At 61.7% G+C, this 14,439-nt stretch carries 12 protein-coding genes and 1 pseudogene; 7 read left to right on the forward strand and 6 right to left on the reverse strand.

Annotated elements, in window-relative coordinates; translation table 11 throughout:
• The first annotated feature begins 28 nt into the window (after window positions 1-28).
• Window positions 29-325 (forward strand): DUF1330 domain-containing protein, encoded by a 297-nt coding sequence (locus B0G74_RS01280; protein WP_132373312.1) that lies wholly within the window; start codon window positions 29-31, stop codon window positions 323-325.
• Window positions 326-343: 18 nt separating this feature from the next.
• Here B0G74_RS01280 and B0G74_RS01285 read toward each other — a convergent pair whose 3' ends face one another.
• The 3 genes from B0G74_RS01285 to dalD all read right to left on the reverse strand — a co-directional run bounded on the left by B0G74_RS01285 (window position 344) and on the right by dalD (window position 4,414).
• A complete protein-coding gene (locus B0G74_RS01285) occupies window positions 344-1,291 on the reverse strand; it encodes a sugar-binding transcriptional regulator (protein ID WP_132373314.1) in 948 nt (315 codons plus the stop codon).
• A 90-nt stretch (window positions 1,292-1,381) separates the two neighbouring features.
• Window positions 1,382-2,863, reverse strand: coding sequence for a xylulokinase (xylB, locus tag B0G74_RS01290; protein ID WP_132373316.1), 1,482 nt, complete (start codon window positions 2,861-2,863; stop codon window positions 1,382-1,384).
• Between the two features lie 138 nt (window positions 2,864-3,001).
• Window positions 3,002-4,414: a D-arabinitol 4-dehydrogenase gene (dalD, locus tag B0G74_RS01295; RefSeq protein ID WP_132373318.1), complete on the reverse strand. Its 1,413-nt coding sequence runs from the start codon at window positions 4,412-4,414 to the stop codon at window positions 3,002-3,004.
• Between the two features lie 383 nt (window positions 4,415-4,797).
• Between dalD and B0G74_RS01300 the strand changes: the two genes are divergently transcribed.
• From B0G74_RS01300 to B0G74_RS01320, 5 genes and pseudogenes are all read left to right on the forward strand, one after another.
• Window positions 4,798-5,778 (forward strand): AraC family transcriptional regulator, encoded by a 981-nt coding sequence (locus tag B0G74_RS01300; protein WP_132373320.1) that lies wholly within the window; start codon window positions 4,798-4,800, stop codon window positions 5,776-5,778.
• 52 nt (window positions 5,779-5,830) lie between these two features.
• Window positions 5,831-6,202 (forward strand): annotated as a pseudogene (locus tag B0G74_RS01305) (sugar ABC transporter ATP-binding protein); the annotation flags it as partial.
• Between the two features lie 108 nt (window positions 6,203-6,310).
• Window positions 6,311-7,399 carry an alcohol dehydrogenase catalytic domain-containing protein gene (locus tag B0G74_RS01310; RefSeq protein ID WP_132376814.1) on the forward strand — a complete coding sequence of 363 codons (1,089 nt, stop codon included), beginning with the start codon at window positions 6,311-6,313 and terminating at the stop codon, window positions 7,397-7,399.
• Between the two features lie 46 nt (window positions 7,400-7,445).
• Window positions 7,446-8,990: an FGGY-family carbohydrate kinase gene (locus tag B0G74_RS01315; RefSeq protein ID WP_132373322.1), complete on the forward strand. Its 1,545-nt coding sequence runs from the start codon at window positions 7,446-7,448 to the stop codon at window positions 8,988-8,990.
• The gene (locus B0G74_RS01320) at window positions 8,987-9,724 is read left to right on the forward strand and encodes an SDR family oxidoreductase (protein ID WP_132373324.1); all 738 of its coding nucleotides are present in this window, start codon (window positions 8,987-8,989) and stop codon (window positions 9,722-9,724) included. Before B0G74_RS01315 ends, B0G74_RS01320 begins: the two co-directional genes overlap by 4 nt.
• Before the next feature lie 1,163 nt (window positions 9,725-10,887).
• On the opposite strand, the gene kynA is transcribed toward B0G74_RS01320, so the two are convergent.
• Genes kynA through kynB form a run of 3 tightly spaced genes read right to left on the reverse strand, consistent with a single transcriptional unit; the run spans window position 10,888 to window position 13,755 of the window.
• On the reverse strand, window positions 10,888-11,826 hold the full coding sequence (gene kynA, locus B0G74_RS01330) for a tryptophan 2,3-dioxygenase (RefSeq protein WP_132373326.1): 939 nt from the start codon (window positions 11,824-11,826) through the stop codon (window positions 10,888-10,890).
• 10 nt (window positions 11,827-11,836) lie between these two features.
• Window positions 11,837-13,087 carry a kynureninase gene (gene kynU, locus B0G74_RS01335; RefSeq protein ID WP_132373328.1) on the reverse strand — a complete coding sequence of 417 codons (1,251 nt, stop codon included), beginning with the start codon at window positions 13,085-13,087 and terminating at the stop codon, window positions 11,837-11,839.
• 29 nt (window positions 13,088-13,116) lie between these two features.
• Window positions 13,117-13,755, reverse strand: a complete 639-nt coding sequence (gene kynB, locus B0G74_RS01340) for an arylformamidase (RefSeq protein WP_132373330.1) — start codon at window positions 13,753-13,755, stop codon at window positions 13,117-13,119.
• Between the two features lie 131 nt (window positions 13,756-13,886).
• Here kynB and B0G74_RS01345 point away from each other — a divergent pair, with 131 nt between their 5' ends.
• A complete protein-coding gene (locus tag B0G74_RS01345) occupies window positions 13,887-14,402 on the forward strand; it encodes an Lrp/AsnC family transcriptional regulator (protein ID WP_012434188.1) in 516 nt (171 codons plus the stop codon).
• The last annotated feature ends 37 nt before the right edge of the window (window positions 14,403-14,439 follow it).

Consider the following 14,439-nt stretch of genomic DNA (forward strand, 5'->3'; position numbering starts at 1 on the left):
TCCTTTCAATCACGCTCCGGAAACGCTCATGGCTGCCTACGTCGTCATTACGCGCGAGAAAACGCTCGACCCCGCGAAGCTGGACGAATACAAACAGGTTGCGCCTGCAACCTTCGAGCGGCATCCGGTCATGATGCTGGCGAGCCACGGGCGCAAGGAAGTGGTGGAGGGTCCGTCGATCGACGAAATCCTGATCCTCGAATTCGCCAGTTACGACGAAGCGCTCACCTGGTATCGCAGTCCGGAGTATCAGGCCGTCAGCGAGACGCGTCTGCAGGGCGGGGAATATCGGATCATCATCACCGAAGGCTTGACGGCGATGTAGCGCGGCAAGGCCGCCGGCTCACGCCTCGAGCGCGGCCCTTGCGCACGATTCGTCAGTCACGAGTCCCGACAGCCAGCCGCCTTTGAGCACCGCGATCAGCGCCTCATGCTTGCGTTGGCCGCCGGCGAAACCGATGGTCGGGCGCCGCGGCGGCGAGTCGAGCGCGATGCTCGTCACGCGCCGGCCGGTCGGCGATTCGACGTGCGCGCCGGCTGCATCGATCGGCAGGCCGAGCATTTCAGCCACCGCGCCGTTCTGCATCAACTCTTTCACTTCCGCCGACGTAATGAAGCCGTCTTCGTGCAGCGGACATTTCGGCCCGATATTACCGATGCCGACGAACGCCACGTCGGCCTGCGCCGACAGCGATTCGACGATCCGGTAAAGCCGGTGATTGCACCACTGCGCGCGTTCCGCTTCGCTATCGGCGAGCAGCGGCGCGGGCAGCAGAAAATGCTTGCCACCCGTCTTCTCCGAAATGTGCAGCGCGACGTCATAGCGGTTCGAGGAGCCGTCCTGGGCGATCGCTCCGACCATCGATACCAGCCGGTGCTGCGGACGGTCCAGTTGCGCGATCTGATCGACTGCGGCCTTCAGCGTCCGGCCGCTGCTCACCGCGACCACCATGGGTTTTTCCTCGCTGAGATAGCGCTCCATCACCTGCGCGCCGGCCACCGCCAGCTTACGGTCGACTTCTTCGGACGTATCGCTGTCGATCGGCACCACTTCGCACATGCTTAGGCCATAGCGCTTCGACAGTTGATCGGCGAGCGCGAGGCAGTCCGCCAGTTTGTGATCGACGCGCACGCGAATCAGATTCTTTTCCACCGCGAAGGCGACCAGCCGTTGCGCGACCGGGCGCGACACCTGGAGCTTCTCGGCGATCTCGTTCTGGGTGTTGCCGGCGACGTAGTAAAGCCACGCGGCGCGGGTAGCAAGATCTAATTTTTCTGTGGACTTGGGCACGGTGACGGTTCGCTTGAAGTGCGCCGATGATAGCAGCCGGTCCCGGCGCCTTAACTCAACCCGGCGCTGAAACAGGCTGCGGATTGCCGGTCAGGCAAGCGGTTGCCGCGCGGGGTCGAACAACGGCCGTACGTGGCGGTAGAGCGCGCGATACGCTTCGAGCCGCGCGCGCAGTTCGGCATGGCGGCGCGGGTTCGGCGTGAACTCCTTGGCGATGGGCGGCTTGGTCAGCACCGTGGCCGGATCGCCGCCCGCGGCCAGCCAGCCGAGGCGTGCCGCGCCGAGCGCCGCGCCGGTTTCGCCGCCGCCGTGCTTGCGGGTGGCGGTGTCGAGTGCGTCGGCGAGCAACTGGGCCCAGTAGTCGCTGCGGGCGCCGCCCCCGAGCAGGGACAGCGCCTTCGCTTCGGTGCCGGCCGCGCGCAGCGCATCGAGGCCGTCGGTTAGCGCGAGCGTGACGCCTTCGAGCACCGCATAGCCGAGCAACGCGCGATCGGTTGCGTGAGTCATGCCGAAGAACACGCCTTGCGCGTACGGGTCGTTGTGCGGCGTACGTTCGCCGGACAGATAGGGCAGGAAGAGCGGCGCCGTGTTCAACGCGTCCGCGGGCAGCGCCTCGATTTCGGCGAGCAGGGTCGGCTCGTCGGTGGAGGTGAGCTTGCAGACCCAGCGCAGACAGCTTGCAGCCGAGAGCACCACGCTCATCTGGTGCCAGCGATCCGGAATCGCGTGACAGAACGCGTGCACGGCCGAAGCCGGATTCGGCCGGAAGCTGTCGCCGACCACGCACAGCACGCCCGACGTGCCGAGCGAGACGAAGCCGTCGCCGGGTTGCGTCGCGCCGATGCCGATTGCGCTGGTGGCGTTATCGCCGCCACCGGCCGCGACGATCACGCCGTCGCTCAGGCCGAATTCGCGCGCTACTTCGGGCAGCAGCGTGCCGGACGGCTCGCTGCCTTCGCACAGGCTCGGCATCTGCGCGCGCGACATGTTGCAGGCCGCGAGCAGCGAGTCCGACCAGTCGCGTTTGGCGACATCGAGCCACAGCGTGCCGGCCGCATCCGAAGGATCGGACACCTTGCCGCCGGTCAGTTGCAGGCGCAAGTAATCTTTCGGCAGCAATACGCAGGCGGTCTGCGCAAAAATCTCGGGCTCATGGCGCGCGACCCACAGAAGCTTCGGCGCGGTGAAACCGGGCATGGCGAGATTGCCGGCGACGCTGTGCAGCTCCGGCGCGCGCTCGGTCAGTTCCGCGCATTCCTTGTCGCTGCGCATGTCGTTCCACAAAATCGCCGGACGCAGCACGCGGTCCTGCGCATCCAGCAGCACGGCGCCGTGCATCTGACCCGACAGGCCGATGCCGCGAATCTGCGCGAACTCGTCGGGATGTTTGGCGCGCAATGCGGCGAGCGCGGTACGCGTGCCGGCCCACCAATCTTCGGGATTCTGCTCGGCCCAGCGCTGATGCGGGCGCGAAACGGTAAACGGTGAGCCTGCGGTGCCGATCACGCGTCCGTCGGATGCGAGCAGCAGAACTTTTACTTCGGACGTGCCGAGGTCGATGCCGAGATACATGGGCGCGGAACCTTCGTCGTTGGAGATGCGCTACTTTAGCCGCACATGGCGCGCGGTGCCATGCGCATTAAGCCTGGCACCGACGCGTTTCGATGCCGCGCGGTGCGCGGCCCTTCTTAATCGTGAAGTCAGCGGCGCTCAAACCGCGCCGCGCTTGGCGAGCCATACATCGACGCGCGCCAGTGCGCCTTCCAGCGCCGATTCGAGTTCCGGCGTTTGGGCCATGCTGCCCCACAGCAGCCGGTCGGCGGCGAACGCTTTCAACGGATCGGGCGCCTCGAAGAAAGCGCGCGCGGCGCGCTCATCCATCACACCGTCCTGATACGCGTAGGGCAGTTCGCCGGTATTCCAGCGCTCGAGAAAGCGGAAGAAGAGGGCAGGCAGCATCGCCGTCGCCGCGGGCGTGACGCCGCGCTCGAAACACTCCGACATCGTCGGCGCGATAAAGCCGGGCAGCTTCGAAAAGCCGTCCGCCGCGACGCGCTGGTTCGTGTCCTGGATATACGGATTGCTGAAGCGCTCGAGCACCACGTCGCGATAGCGTTCGAGATCGAGCGGACTCGGCGTGAGGCACGGAATCACGTCTTCGGTCACGTATTCGTAGGCGAATTTGTTGATGTCGGCGTCGAGCGTGCCTTCGTGAATGTAGTTCAGTCCGACCAGCGTACCCGCCCACGCGATGCAACTATGCGTCGCGTTGAGGATGCGGATCTTGGCTTCTTCATACGGCATCACCGAGTCGACCAGTTCCGCGCCGACGTTTTCCCATGCCGGACGTCCCGCAATGAAGCTGTCTTCGATCACCCATTGGATGAACGCTTCGCCCATCACCGGAGCGGCGTCGTCGACGCCGGTGGCGGCCTTGACGCGCTCACGCACGTCCGGCGTGGGACGCGGCGTGATGCGGTCGACCATCGAGCTCGGACAGGCGGTGTTGTCGTCGAACCATTGCGCGAGGTCCGCAGCGCCGCGCCGTTCGAGAAACTCGCTCATGCCCGCATGGAAGCGTTCACCGTTGCGGCGCAGGTTGTCGCAGGTCTGCAGCGTGACCGGGCCCGCGTCGCCTTTCATGCGCGCGTCGAGAATCGCAGCCAGCGCGCCATAAATGGTGGTGTGGCCGCCTTTGAGGTCGGCCGCGAGGTCGGGGTTGGCGGTGTCGAGTTCGTCCTGCTCGTCGAGGTAATAGCCGCCTTCGGTGACGGTGAACGCGATGATCTTGCAGGCCGGATCGGCGCCGGCTTCGATCAGCGCGTCGAGGCTCTCGGTCCACGGTACGACGCGCTCGATCGAACGAATCGTCTCGTAGGCGCGTTCACCTTGAGGCGTGACGGTCTCGAGCGTATAGACGCCGTTTTGCGCGGCGAGAGCTTCGAGCACCGCATTCATGTCGCTACGGATATTGCCGACCGTTAGCGACCAATGCGGCTCGCCCGGCACCTTGGCCTCGTTCAATCGGTGGAGATACCACGCCTGATGGGCGCGATGAAACGATCCCGCGCCGATGTGCAGGATCACGTGTGCGGCCGCGCCGCTGTCTTGCCCGCTGTTCATGTGCGTCTCCTGAATGTCCTTGCTCGCACGGCTGGTAGCGTGCGTTTCTTCTAGAGTTGGAGCATTTGCTCTGTATGTGAGCGAATGATCGTACCCGGCGAAACGAAAGTCAAGGCGACCGCGAACGGTTTTCGTGGCGCAGCGCGGCGTGGCGGGGCTTTTCAGCGTGGCTCACGGTGCGTCTTAGCGTGATGGAGGCGCGTTGCCAAGCGTATTGCATTGCACCAAATTTGACATTCAACGCGCCAGGACTAACCCGAATGCAAAAAAGTATCGGTCCGCGGTTTCATTTTTAGTGGTGAATAGCGCGCCGGAAGGCTACTTTTCGCTATACAAGACGAAGACCAGCGGCGCTCCAAACGGCCGCTTCATGGAGGCAGACAGTGCAACCCGATCTCGAACTCGTGGCCGTACGCCGTGACGAATCGTTCAAAGTATGGTCGCACGGCTATCCGTACCGCACGGTGCGCTGGCACTTTCATCCGGAATACGAAATTCACCTGATCGTGGCGACGACCGGCAAGATGTTCGTCGGCGATCACATCAGCAGCTACACGCCTGGCAACCTCGTGTTGATGGGGCCGAACCTGCCGCACAACTGGGTGAGCGACGTGCGGGAAGGCGAGACGATCGCGCAGCGCAATCTGGTCGTGCAGTTTGGACAGGAGTTCGTATCGAGCTGCATCGACAGTTTTCCTGAGTGGCGTCAGGTCGAAGCGCTGCTCGCCGATTCGCGTCGAGGCATCTCGTTCGGCGCGCAAACGAGCGCGGCGATCCAGCCGCTGTTCCTCGAATTGCTGGCGGCGCGCGGACTGCGCCGGCTGGTGCTGTTCATGTCGATGCTCGAAATCCTGATGAACGCGGAGGATCGCGAGACGCTCGCGAGTCCCGCTTATCAAGCCGACCCGACCAGCTTCGCGTCGACGCGCATCAATCACGTGCTGTCGTATATCGGCAAAAACCTCGCGAACGAGTTGCGCGAATCGGATCTGGCGCAACTCGCGGGCCAGAGCGTCAGCGCGTTCTCGCGGTATTTCCGCCGCCACACGGGGCTGCCGTTCGTGCAGTACGTGAACCGCATGCGTATCAACCTGGCGTGCCAACTGCTCACCGACGACGATCTGAGCGTCACCGATATCTGTTTCAAGGCGGGCTTCAACAACCTGTCGAATTTCAACCGGCAGTTCCTCGCGGTGAAGGGCATGGCGCCTTCGAAATTCCGCCACTATCAGCAACTGAACGACGCAAGCCGCGACGCCTCCGAAGAAGCCGCGGCGCGCGGCGTGGGGATCGACGACGCGCCGGCCATCGTGCTCGCGCCGGGTCTGCCGCGCAGCGCCGCCGCCGCTTATCCACCGACGTAGTCCCAGCCCACGCTGCCAGCCGAAGCGTTTTATTTCACCCGTGTTTCAACACGTGACGATCGATTTGTCGGTGCCGATTCGCGAACTCTCGGTGGCGCAGCAGCAGTTCGTCGCGATGATTTTCATCTCGCACCACCTCGAAGAGATTTTCGAAGTGTGTGACCGCATTACCGTGCTGCGTGATGGCCAGTACGTCGGCATGACCGAGGTATCGCAATCCGACGTAGGGCATCTCGTGGAGATGATGGTGGGATGCCGCATCGAAAACAGCTTTCCGCCGAAGTCACCGCTGCGCGCGGATGCGAAGATCGTGCTCGAAGTCGACAAGCTACAGTTGCTCAAGGAGAGCCCGATGTTGAGCTACACGCTGCGTGAAGGCGTGATTCTCGGCTTCGTGGGACTGGTCGGCTCGGGGCGCACGGAACTCGTCCGAACTGCCGGAGATCGTCGGCATGTGCGACCGCGTCGCCGTGTTCCGGCGACCGCAGAAAGTAACTCTCCACTGACTTCAATTTTTTGGCAGGACCATGCAATGACGACTCAATCCGACAAGCAGAACATGACAGCCATCGTCTGTCATGCACCGAAAGACTATCGCGTCGAACAGGTGTCGAAGCCTCGCGCGGGCGCCCACGAACTGGTGATCCGCATTGCCGCGTGCGGCATTTGCGCGAGCGACTGCAAATGCCACTCGGGCGCGAAGATGTTCTGGGGCGGCCCGAGCCCCTGGGTCAAAGCGCCGGTGATTCCGGGCCACGAGTTCTTCGGATTCGTCGAGGAAATCGGCGAAGGGGCGGCCGATCACTTCGGCGTGAAGATGGGCGACCGCGTGATCGCCGAACAGATCGTGCCGTGCGGCAAATGCCGCTATTGCAAATCCGGCCAGTACTGGATGTGCGAAGTGCACAACATCTTCGGCTTCCAGCGCGAAGTCGCCGATGGCGGCATGGCCGAATACATGCGCATTCCGCCGACGGCGATTGTTCACAAGATTCCCGACGGCATTTCGCTGGAAGATGCCGCGATCATCGAACCGCTTGCCTGCGCGATCCATACGGTCAACCGTGGCGACGTGCAGCTCGACGACGTAGTGGCGATCGCGGGCGCCGGTCCGCTCGGTCTGATGATGACGCAAGTCGCGCACCTGAAAACGCCCAAGAAGCTGGTGGTCATCGATCTGGTCGGAGAGCGGCTCGCGCTCGCCCGCGAATACGGCGCCGACGTGACGATCAACCCAAAACAGGACGACGCGCTTGCGATCATTCGCTCGCTCACGGACGGTTACGGCTGCGATGTGTATATTGAAACCACCGGCGCGCCGACCGGCGTGAATCAGGGCATGGACCTGATTCGCAAGCTCGGGCGGTTTGTCGAGTTTTCGGTGTTCGGCGCGGATACGACACTGGACTGGTCCGTGATCGGCGACCGCAAGGAACTCGACGTGCGCGGCGCGCATCTTGGACCGTACTGCTACCCGATCGCGATTGATCTGCTGGTGCGCGGGTTGGTGACGTCGAAAGGCATTGTCACGCACGGCTTTTCGCTGGAAGAATGGGACGAGGCGATCGAGATCGCCAACTCGCTCGATTCGATCAAGGTGTTGCTGAAGCCGCGCGCCTGAACGTCGAACGTGGGCGGAGAATGAGCGGCATACAAACGGAGACAGTATGGATTACGTCATCGGCGTCGATATCGGCACGCAGAGCACCAAAGCGCTGCTGGTCGATCAGCACGGCGCGATCGTCGCGCAGCATGCGTCGAGTTATCAGCCGGATACGCCCAAGCCGTTGTGGGCCGAACAATGGCCCGCGGTCTGGTTGAAGGCGGTGGTGGAGTGCATCGCCGCATGCGTCGCTAAAGCGAAGGAGGCGGGCGTCGCGTCGAATTCGATCAAAGCCGTGTGCGTGAGCAGTCTGTACGGAGGCTCCGGTATTCCGGTGGATAGCGACATGCGTCCGCTTTATCCGTGTTTGATCTGGATGGATCGGCGCGCCACCGAACAGGTCGAATGGGTGCGCAACAACGTCGATCTCGAACGGCTTTATACGATCACCGGCAACGGCGTGGATAGCTATTACGGCTACACGAAGATGCTGTGGCTGCGCGATCACGAGCCGGATGTGTGGTCGCATACGCGCTACTTTCTGCCGCCGAATGCTTACGTGATCTACATGCTGACCGGCGAGGTGGCGGTGGATCATAGTTCGGCGGGCAATATCGGCGGCATCTACGACATTGCCAAACGTGATTGGTCCGATGAAGCGCTCGACATGCTCGGCATTCCCGCGACGATGATGCCCGAGCGGTTGGTCGACTCATCGGAAGTGGTAGGCGGCTTGCTGTCGCAGTGGGTCGAGCAGCTTGGCCTAGATGCGGGCACGGCGATCGTCGCGGGTGGCGTTGACGCAGCGGTGGCGACGTTCGCGGCCGGCGTCACGCGTGCTGGCCAGCATGTCGCGATGATCGGCACGAGTATGTGCTGGGGCTATATCAACCAGTCCGTCGACGCACGGCACGGGTTGATCAGCATGCCGCATGTGTTCAACGGGCAGCACGATATCTACGTGTTCGGCGGCGCGATTACGGCGGGCGCGTCGGTGACGTGGTACCGCGAGCAGTTCTGTCAGGCGGAGATCGAGGCCGCGCGCGCGACGCCGCACGGCGATCCGCATCGCTTGCTGGAAGAGAGCGCTTCTCGGATTCCGGCTGGTTCTGACGGTGTGATGTTCCTTCCGTATCTGATGGGCGAACGTAGTCCGGTGTGGGACGCGAAAGCGAGCGGGGCGTTCGTCGGGTTGAGCCTGTTTCATACGCGCGCACATTTGTACCGCGCGGTGTTGGAGGGCGTGTCGTTCGCGCTGAAGCACAACATCGAAGCGGGACGCAAAGGCGCGCAGTCGCTGGATGACAAGTTGATCGTGGTGGGCGGCGCCGCGCATTCGGATTTGTGGATGCAGATCATCGCGGACATTACCGGCTATCCGGTCTATACCATCGAGCAGGACGTGGAGGCGGCAATGGGGGCGGCGTTGCTGGCGGGCGTCGGTGTCGGTCTGGTATCGCGTGAAGAGGCGCAGAGCGGATGGGTCACGCTGGTTGAACGTGCGGAGCCGAACGCGCAACGGATGGCGTTGTATGAGCAACGGTTCGGCGTTTATACGGATTTGTATCCGGCGTTGAAGCCGGTCATGCATCGGTTGCAGACATCATGAATGCTACTTTTGATTTTTCTGGCCGCTCGATTCTCGTGACGGGGGCTTCGAGTGGAATTGGGCGCGCCACGGTTGAAGCGTTGTGTGCGTCTGGTGCGAATGTGGTTGCTGCGGCGCGGAATGTGAATGAGCTTGCGCGGTTGGCTGAGGAGACGGGCTGTGAGCCGTTGGTGCTTGATGTTGGCGATGAGGCTGCTATTGATGAGGCGTTGGGGTCGCTCGATGTGTTCGATGGGCTCGTGAATTGCGCGGGGATTGCGTTGCTTGAGCGGGCTGTGGATACGACTGGTGCGAGTTTTGATCGTGTGATGGCAGTGAATGCGCGTGGCGCGGTGTTGGTTGCCAAGCACGTGGCGCGCGGGATGATCGATGCTCAACGCGCCGGTAGTATCGTGAATGTTTCCAGTCAGGCTGCGCTCGTTGCGTTGGATGATCATTTGAGTTATTCGGCTTCCAAGGCCGCGCTTGATGCTGTCACGCGGGCTTTGTGTGTTGAGTTGGGGCCGTTTGGGATTCGGGTTAATAGTGTTAATCCTACGGTTACGTTGACGCCGATGGCAGTGATGGCCTGGAGCGATCCGGTTAAGCGGGAGCCGGCGCTTAAGGCTATTCCTTTGCAGCGGTTTGCTGAGTCTGCTGAAGTCGCTGCGCCGATTTTGTTCTTGTTGAGTGATGCGGCTTCTATGATTAGTGGGGTTTGTTTGGCTATTGATGGGGGGTATACGGCTAGGTAAGGTTCTTTGCCTGTGCGGCTGCTGATTTGTCTGTGATCCTAAGGTGTTGGCCTTTTCTTGATTTCTTATCGGTCTATTAGCGTTGCCCCTGTGCGGGGCGGCACCTACTTTCTTTGCCGCCGCAAAGAAAGTAGGCAAAGAAAGCGGCTTCACACCGCTAATTCTTAAGCGGACCCCTCGCACAGCCACGGTAGTGGTCCATCTGGAATCTGCGTTCTCGCACATTCCGCGCGAGTGACAAGGCCGTCATACTTCCCGCCTCGCGCTGCGCGCTCGCCGGAACGGTCTGCTTATCCCCAGTGGCTTCGGTCGTGGGCCGTCGGGGCCGTCGGCTTCGCCTCGGCGATGCCGCAGACGCCGTTTCATAGGCGTCCTTGGCGGTGGATTGATGTTGCGCTCAGCTGAACCGTCACGCGCACGAAATGGCCAGCCACGCTATTCATCAATGAATGCGTTTTTGCGCTGATACTTCTTTGGCGCTGCAGTCTTTTATTCAAGCGAGTGTGTGGGAAATTTCAGAATAGAGTATCGCGTGGGCGTTTTAGCTTGGTCAGGGGATCACTCGCGGGTGATGTGATTAAACTCATTCTTGTCGTGTGCTTCACGGCAAACAGGTATAGCAGCCTGTTGAGCGTGGTATCCCGTACGTTTGTGCAAGCAGATGTGCGGCTGCCTTCGCGCCTTTCTCCGATAGGCGGGCCTTGGTGGAGGAGCCTCACGGCTCGCCGGTTTCTGGTACTACGCGCCGGTCTGCCGCCATGCAACGGACCTACTGGTGAAGGCCACGCGGACGGCGTCAGAAAGCCGCGAACGTATTGGCGCAGCGAGAGGGATACAGAACCGCCCGGGCCATGCACCCGCGGGTTTTACGCGGACCGTTCCGGCGAGCGCGCAGCGCGAGGCGGGAAGTATGACGCCCTTGTCACTCGCGCGGAATGTGCGAGAACACAGATTCCAGATGCGCCACTATTGCGACTGTGCGGGGGACCCGCTTAAGAATTAGCGGTGTGAAGCCGCTTTCTTTGCCTACTTTCTTTGCGGCGGCAAAGAAAGTAGGTGCCGCCCCGCACAGGGGCAACGCTAATAGACCACAAACAAATCAAGAAAAGGCCAACACCCAAAGAGCACAGAAAACGAAAGCGCCGCGCAGCCAAAAAACCTAGCTACAGCATAGTCCGCACATGCCAAAGCTCCGGAAACAAAACCACATCCAACATCTTCCGAAGATAAGTCGCCCCACTGGTGCCACCAGTCCCTTGCTTAGACCCAATAATCCTCTCAACAGTAGTGACATGCCTGAACCGCCACTGCCGAAAAGCATCTTCGAGATCGACAAGCTCCTCAGCCATCTCATAGAGCTCCCAATGTTGAGAAGGATTCCGATAAACCTCCAACCAGGCCGCTTCAACGGAAGCATCATGCACAGTAGGCTGACTCCAATCCCGCTCCAACCGAGAAGGTGAAATCGCAAACCCCCGCCGAGCGAGCAACCGCACAACTTCATCATAAAAAGAAGGCGCTTCCAACGAGGCCTTAACGTCAGCAAGTACATCAGCCCGATGCGCATGCGGCTTCAGCATCTGCTCATTCTTATTCCCAAGCAAAAACTCAATCTGCCGATACTGATACGACTGAAACCCGGAAGAACTCCCCAGATAAGGCCGCATCGCCGTGTACTCAGACGGCGTCATCGTCGCGAGAACGCTCCAGGCCTGCACGAGCTGCTCCATAATCCGCGACACACGCGCAAGCATCTTGAACGCCGGCGGCAATTCATCACGATGCACAGCCTGCAACGCCGCGCGCAACTCATACAGCGCAAGCTTCATCCACAACTCGCTGGTCTGATGCTGAATAATGAACAGCATCTCGTTGTGATCCGGCGACAAAGGATGCTGCGCATCCAGCACCGTCCCCAGCGACAGATAATCGCCGTAACTCATCGACTCCGAAAAATCGAGCTGAGCGTCATGCCAGCCATCGCCGGAATCAGCGGCAGGGGAGGCCGCTGGAGCCGCAACACTCCCATGCCCAAACGGACATCCCTGCGCCGGCTCCGGCTTCTCTTCCGGCAAGCCCGGCGTTTGCATGTGATCGGTCATCGCGCGCTCCTCAGGTCACTGCGCCGCGCGCGGCGAATTCGGGTGCCCGCCAGGTCTCCTTCACGAGCACCTCGCGCAACGTTTCCACCGCATCCCACACATCGACAAAGCGCGTATACAGCGGCGTAAATCCAAACCGCAACACATGCGGCTCACGATAATCGCCGATCACCCCACGCGCGATCAGCGCCTGCATCACCTCGTATCCATGCGGATGTTCAAAACTCGCATGCGACCCACGCTGCGCATGCTCACGCGGCGTAACGAGCTTCAACGGAAATTCGCTGCAACGCGCTTCGACCAGTTCGATGAACAGATCGGTCAACGCCAGCGACTTCTCGCGAACCGCTTGCATATCGGTTTGCAAAAACACATCGAGCCCGCACTCGACGAGCGACATCGACACCATCGGCTGCGTGCCGCACAGAAAGCGTCCGATACCGTCATCCGGCTGATACGTCGGATCCATCTTGAACGGCGCGCGATGTCCCCACCAGCCGGACAGCGGTTGCGCGAAGTCATTCTGATGGCGCTTGGGCACCCACACGAACGCGGGCGAACCCGGGCCGCCATTCAGATACTTGTACGTGCAGCCAACCGCATAGTCCGCGCCGACGCCGTTCAGATCGACCGGCACCGCGCCCGCCGAATGCGCCAGATCCCACAGCGCGAGCGCGCCTTTGTCGTGGATCAGCTTCGTGAGCGCGGCCATGTCGTGCATGTAGCCGGTGCGGTAGTTGACATGTGTGATCATCACGATGGCGGTGTCGTCGCCGATCGCGGCAGGCAGTTCGGAAGGATCGTCGACGAGGCGCAGTTCATAGCCGCGGTCGAGTTGCTCGATCAATCCCTGCGCGATGTACAGGTCCGTCGGGAAATTCGAACGCTCGGAAACGATCACGCGACGTTTCGGATCACGCGCATTCGCGACCCGCACGGCCGCCGACAGCAGCTTGAACAGATTGATCGAAATCGTATCGGTGACGACCACTTCGTTTTCGGCCGCGCCGATCAGCGGCGCGAGCTTGTTGCCGAGGCGGCGCGGCAGCTCGAACCAGCCGGCGGTGTTCCAGCTACGGATCAGGCCTTCGCCCCATTCGGCGCCGATCACGGTCTGTGCGCGCTGCGCGGCGGCCGCGGGCGGCACGCCCAAGGAATTGCCGTCGAGATAAATGGTGGTCGACGACAGCGCGAACTGGTCGCGCAACGTCGCGAGGGGGTCGGCGCTATCGAGCGCCAGTGCTTCGTCACGGTGGTTCATGGTGATTCCGTCAATCAGATCAGAAATGTTCATAGAGACTCGGGCAGCGCGCGCAGGATCGCGCGCACCGGGCTTGCATCGAGTGTGGTCAGCTTGAGCGGCAGCGCGATCAGTTCGTAGTCGCCGGGCGCGACGTCGTCGAGCACGATGCCTTCGAGAATCGCCATGCGATGCGCGCGAATCCGGTGGTGAGCGTCCATCGTCTTCGATTCCTGCGGATCGAGCGACGGCGTGTCGATGCCGATCAGCTTCACACCGCGCGCGGCCAGCAGGTCGATGGTGTCCGGCGCGACCGCGCAAAACGCGCTGTCCCATGCGGTGGTCGGCGCGTTTCTGTAAGTGCGCAGTAAGACTCGCGGCGGCAAGTCGTCGAGCGAGCCGACGAGGTGTTGTGGCGTCACAACAGGCGATGCGCCGATGCAATGAATCACGCGGCATCGGCCGAGGTACGCGTCGAGCGGCACTTCGCCGATGGCAGCGCCTTCGGCGTCGTAGTGCAGCGGGGCGTCGGTGTGCGCACCGGTGTGCGGCGACAGCGTCATCCGCGCGACGTTGACGGGCGAACCCGCCTCCATGCGCCACACGCGCTCGATGCCCACCGGCGTGTCGCCCGGCCAGACGGGCGTGGCGGTATCGACGGCGGGGGTGATGTCCCAAAGTGTTGGCATAGTCGCATCGGCAGTTTATTGTCTATCCGGGAATGATAGGTGGCTTGCCGCGAAATGTGATTGCGAAAAAATCTCCTTCTCAGCCGTGTCTTGGAACATAATTTGAGACAAACGGGAAAGGGAGACCGAATATGAACGCGATCTCGCTCGACGCCACCGATTGCCGTATCTTGACGGTGCTTCAGCAAGAAGGACGGATCAGCAATCTCGACCTCGCGGAGCGCATTTCGCTCTCGCCGTCAGCCTGTCTACGACGCCTGCGCCTGCTTGAGGAGCAGGGCGTCATCGAACATTACCGCGCGTGTCTTAACCGCGAAGTGCTGGGTTTCGAACTGGAAGCGTTCGTGCAGGTGTCCATGCGCAACGACCAGGAGAATTGGCACGAACGCTTCGCGGAAGCGGTGCGCGACTGGCCGGAAGTGGTCGGCGCGTTTGTCGTGACCGGCGAAACGCACTATCTGCTGCGAGTCCTCGCGCACAACCTCAAACATTATTCGGATTTCGTGCTGCAGCGTCTCTACAAGGCGCCGGGTGTGATGGATATTCGTTCGAATATCGTGCTGCAGACGCTCAAGGAAGATTCGGGCGTGCCGGTTTCGTTAGTGAAGAAAACCGGTGGGCATAGCGCCGCGCATAACGATCGCTGACCGAGAGGACGGCAGCGCCGGCAGAAGGGCGCGGGCA

It is taken from the genome of Paraburkholderia sp. BL9I2N2, from assembly GCF_004339745.1.
Lineage (GTDB): Bacteria > Pseudomonadota > Gammaproteobacteria > Burkholderiales > Burkholderiaceae > Paraburkholderia.

What these genes read in the sequence shown, in the direction of transcription:
- B0G74_RS01280 (WP_132373312.1), top strand. Translation starts at nt 29, where the DNA reads ATGGCTGCCTACGTCGTCATTACGCGCGAGAAAACGCTCGACCCCGCG.
- xylB (WP_132373316.1), bottom strand. Translation starts at nt 2,863, where the DNA reads ATGTATCTCGGCATCGACCTCGGCACGTCCGAAGTAAAAGTTCTGCTG.
- dalD (WP_132373318.1), bottom strand. Translation starts at nt 4,414, where the DNA reads ATGAACAGCGGGCAAGACAGCGGCGCGGCCGCACACGTGATCCTGCAC.
- B0G74_RS01310 (WP_132376814.1), top strand. Translation starts at nt 6,311, where the DNA reads ATGACGACTCAATCCGACAAGCAGAACATGACAGCCATCGTCTGTCAT.
- B0G74_RS01315 (WP_132373322.1), top strand. Translation starts at nt 7,446, where the DNA reads ATGGATTACGTCATCGGCGTCGATATCGGCACGCAGAGCACCAAAGCG.
- B0G74_RS01320 (WP_132373324.1), top strand. Translation starts at nt 8,987, where the DNA reads ATGAATGCTACTTTTGATTTTTCTGGCCGCTCGATTCTCGTGACGGGG.
- kynA (WP_132373326.1), bottom strand. Translation starts at nt 11,826, where the DNA reads ATGACCGATCACATGCAAACGCCGGGCTTGCCGGAAGAGAAGCCGGAG.
- kynU (WP_132373328.1), bottom strand. Translation starts at nt 13,087, where the DNA reads ATGAACCACCGTGACGAAGCACTGGCGCTCGATAGCGCCGACCCCCTC.
- kynB (WP_132373330.1), bottom strand. Translation starts at nt 13,755, where the DNA reads ATGCCAACACTTTGGGACATCACCCCCGCCGTCGATACCGCCACGCCC.
- B0G74_RS01345 (WP_012434188.1), top strand. Translation starts at nt 13,887, where the DNA reads ATGAACGCGATCTCGCTCGACGCCACCGATTGCCGTATCTTGACGGTG.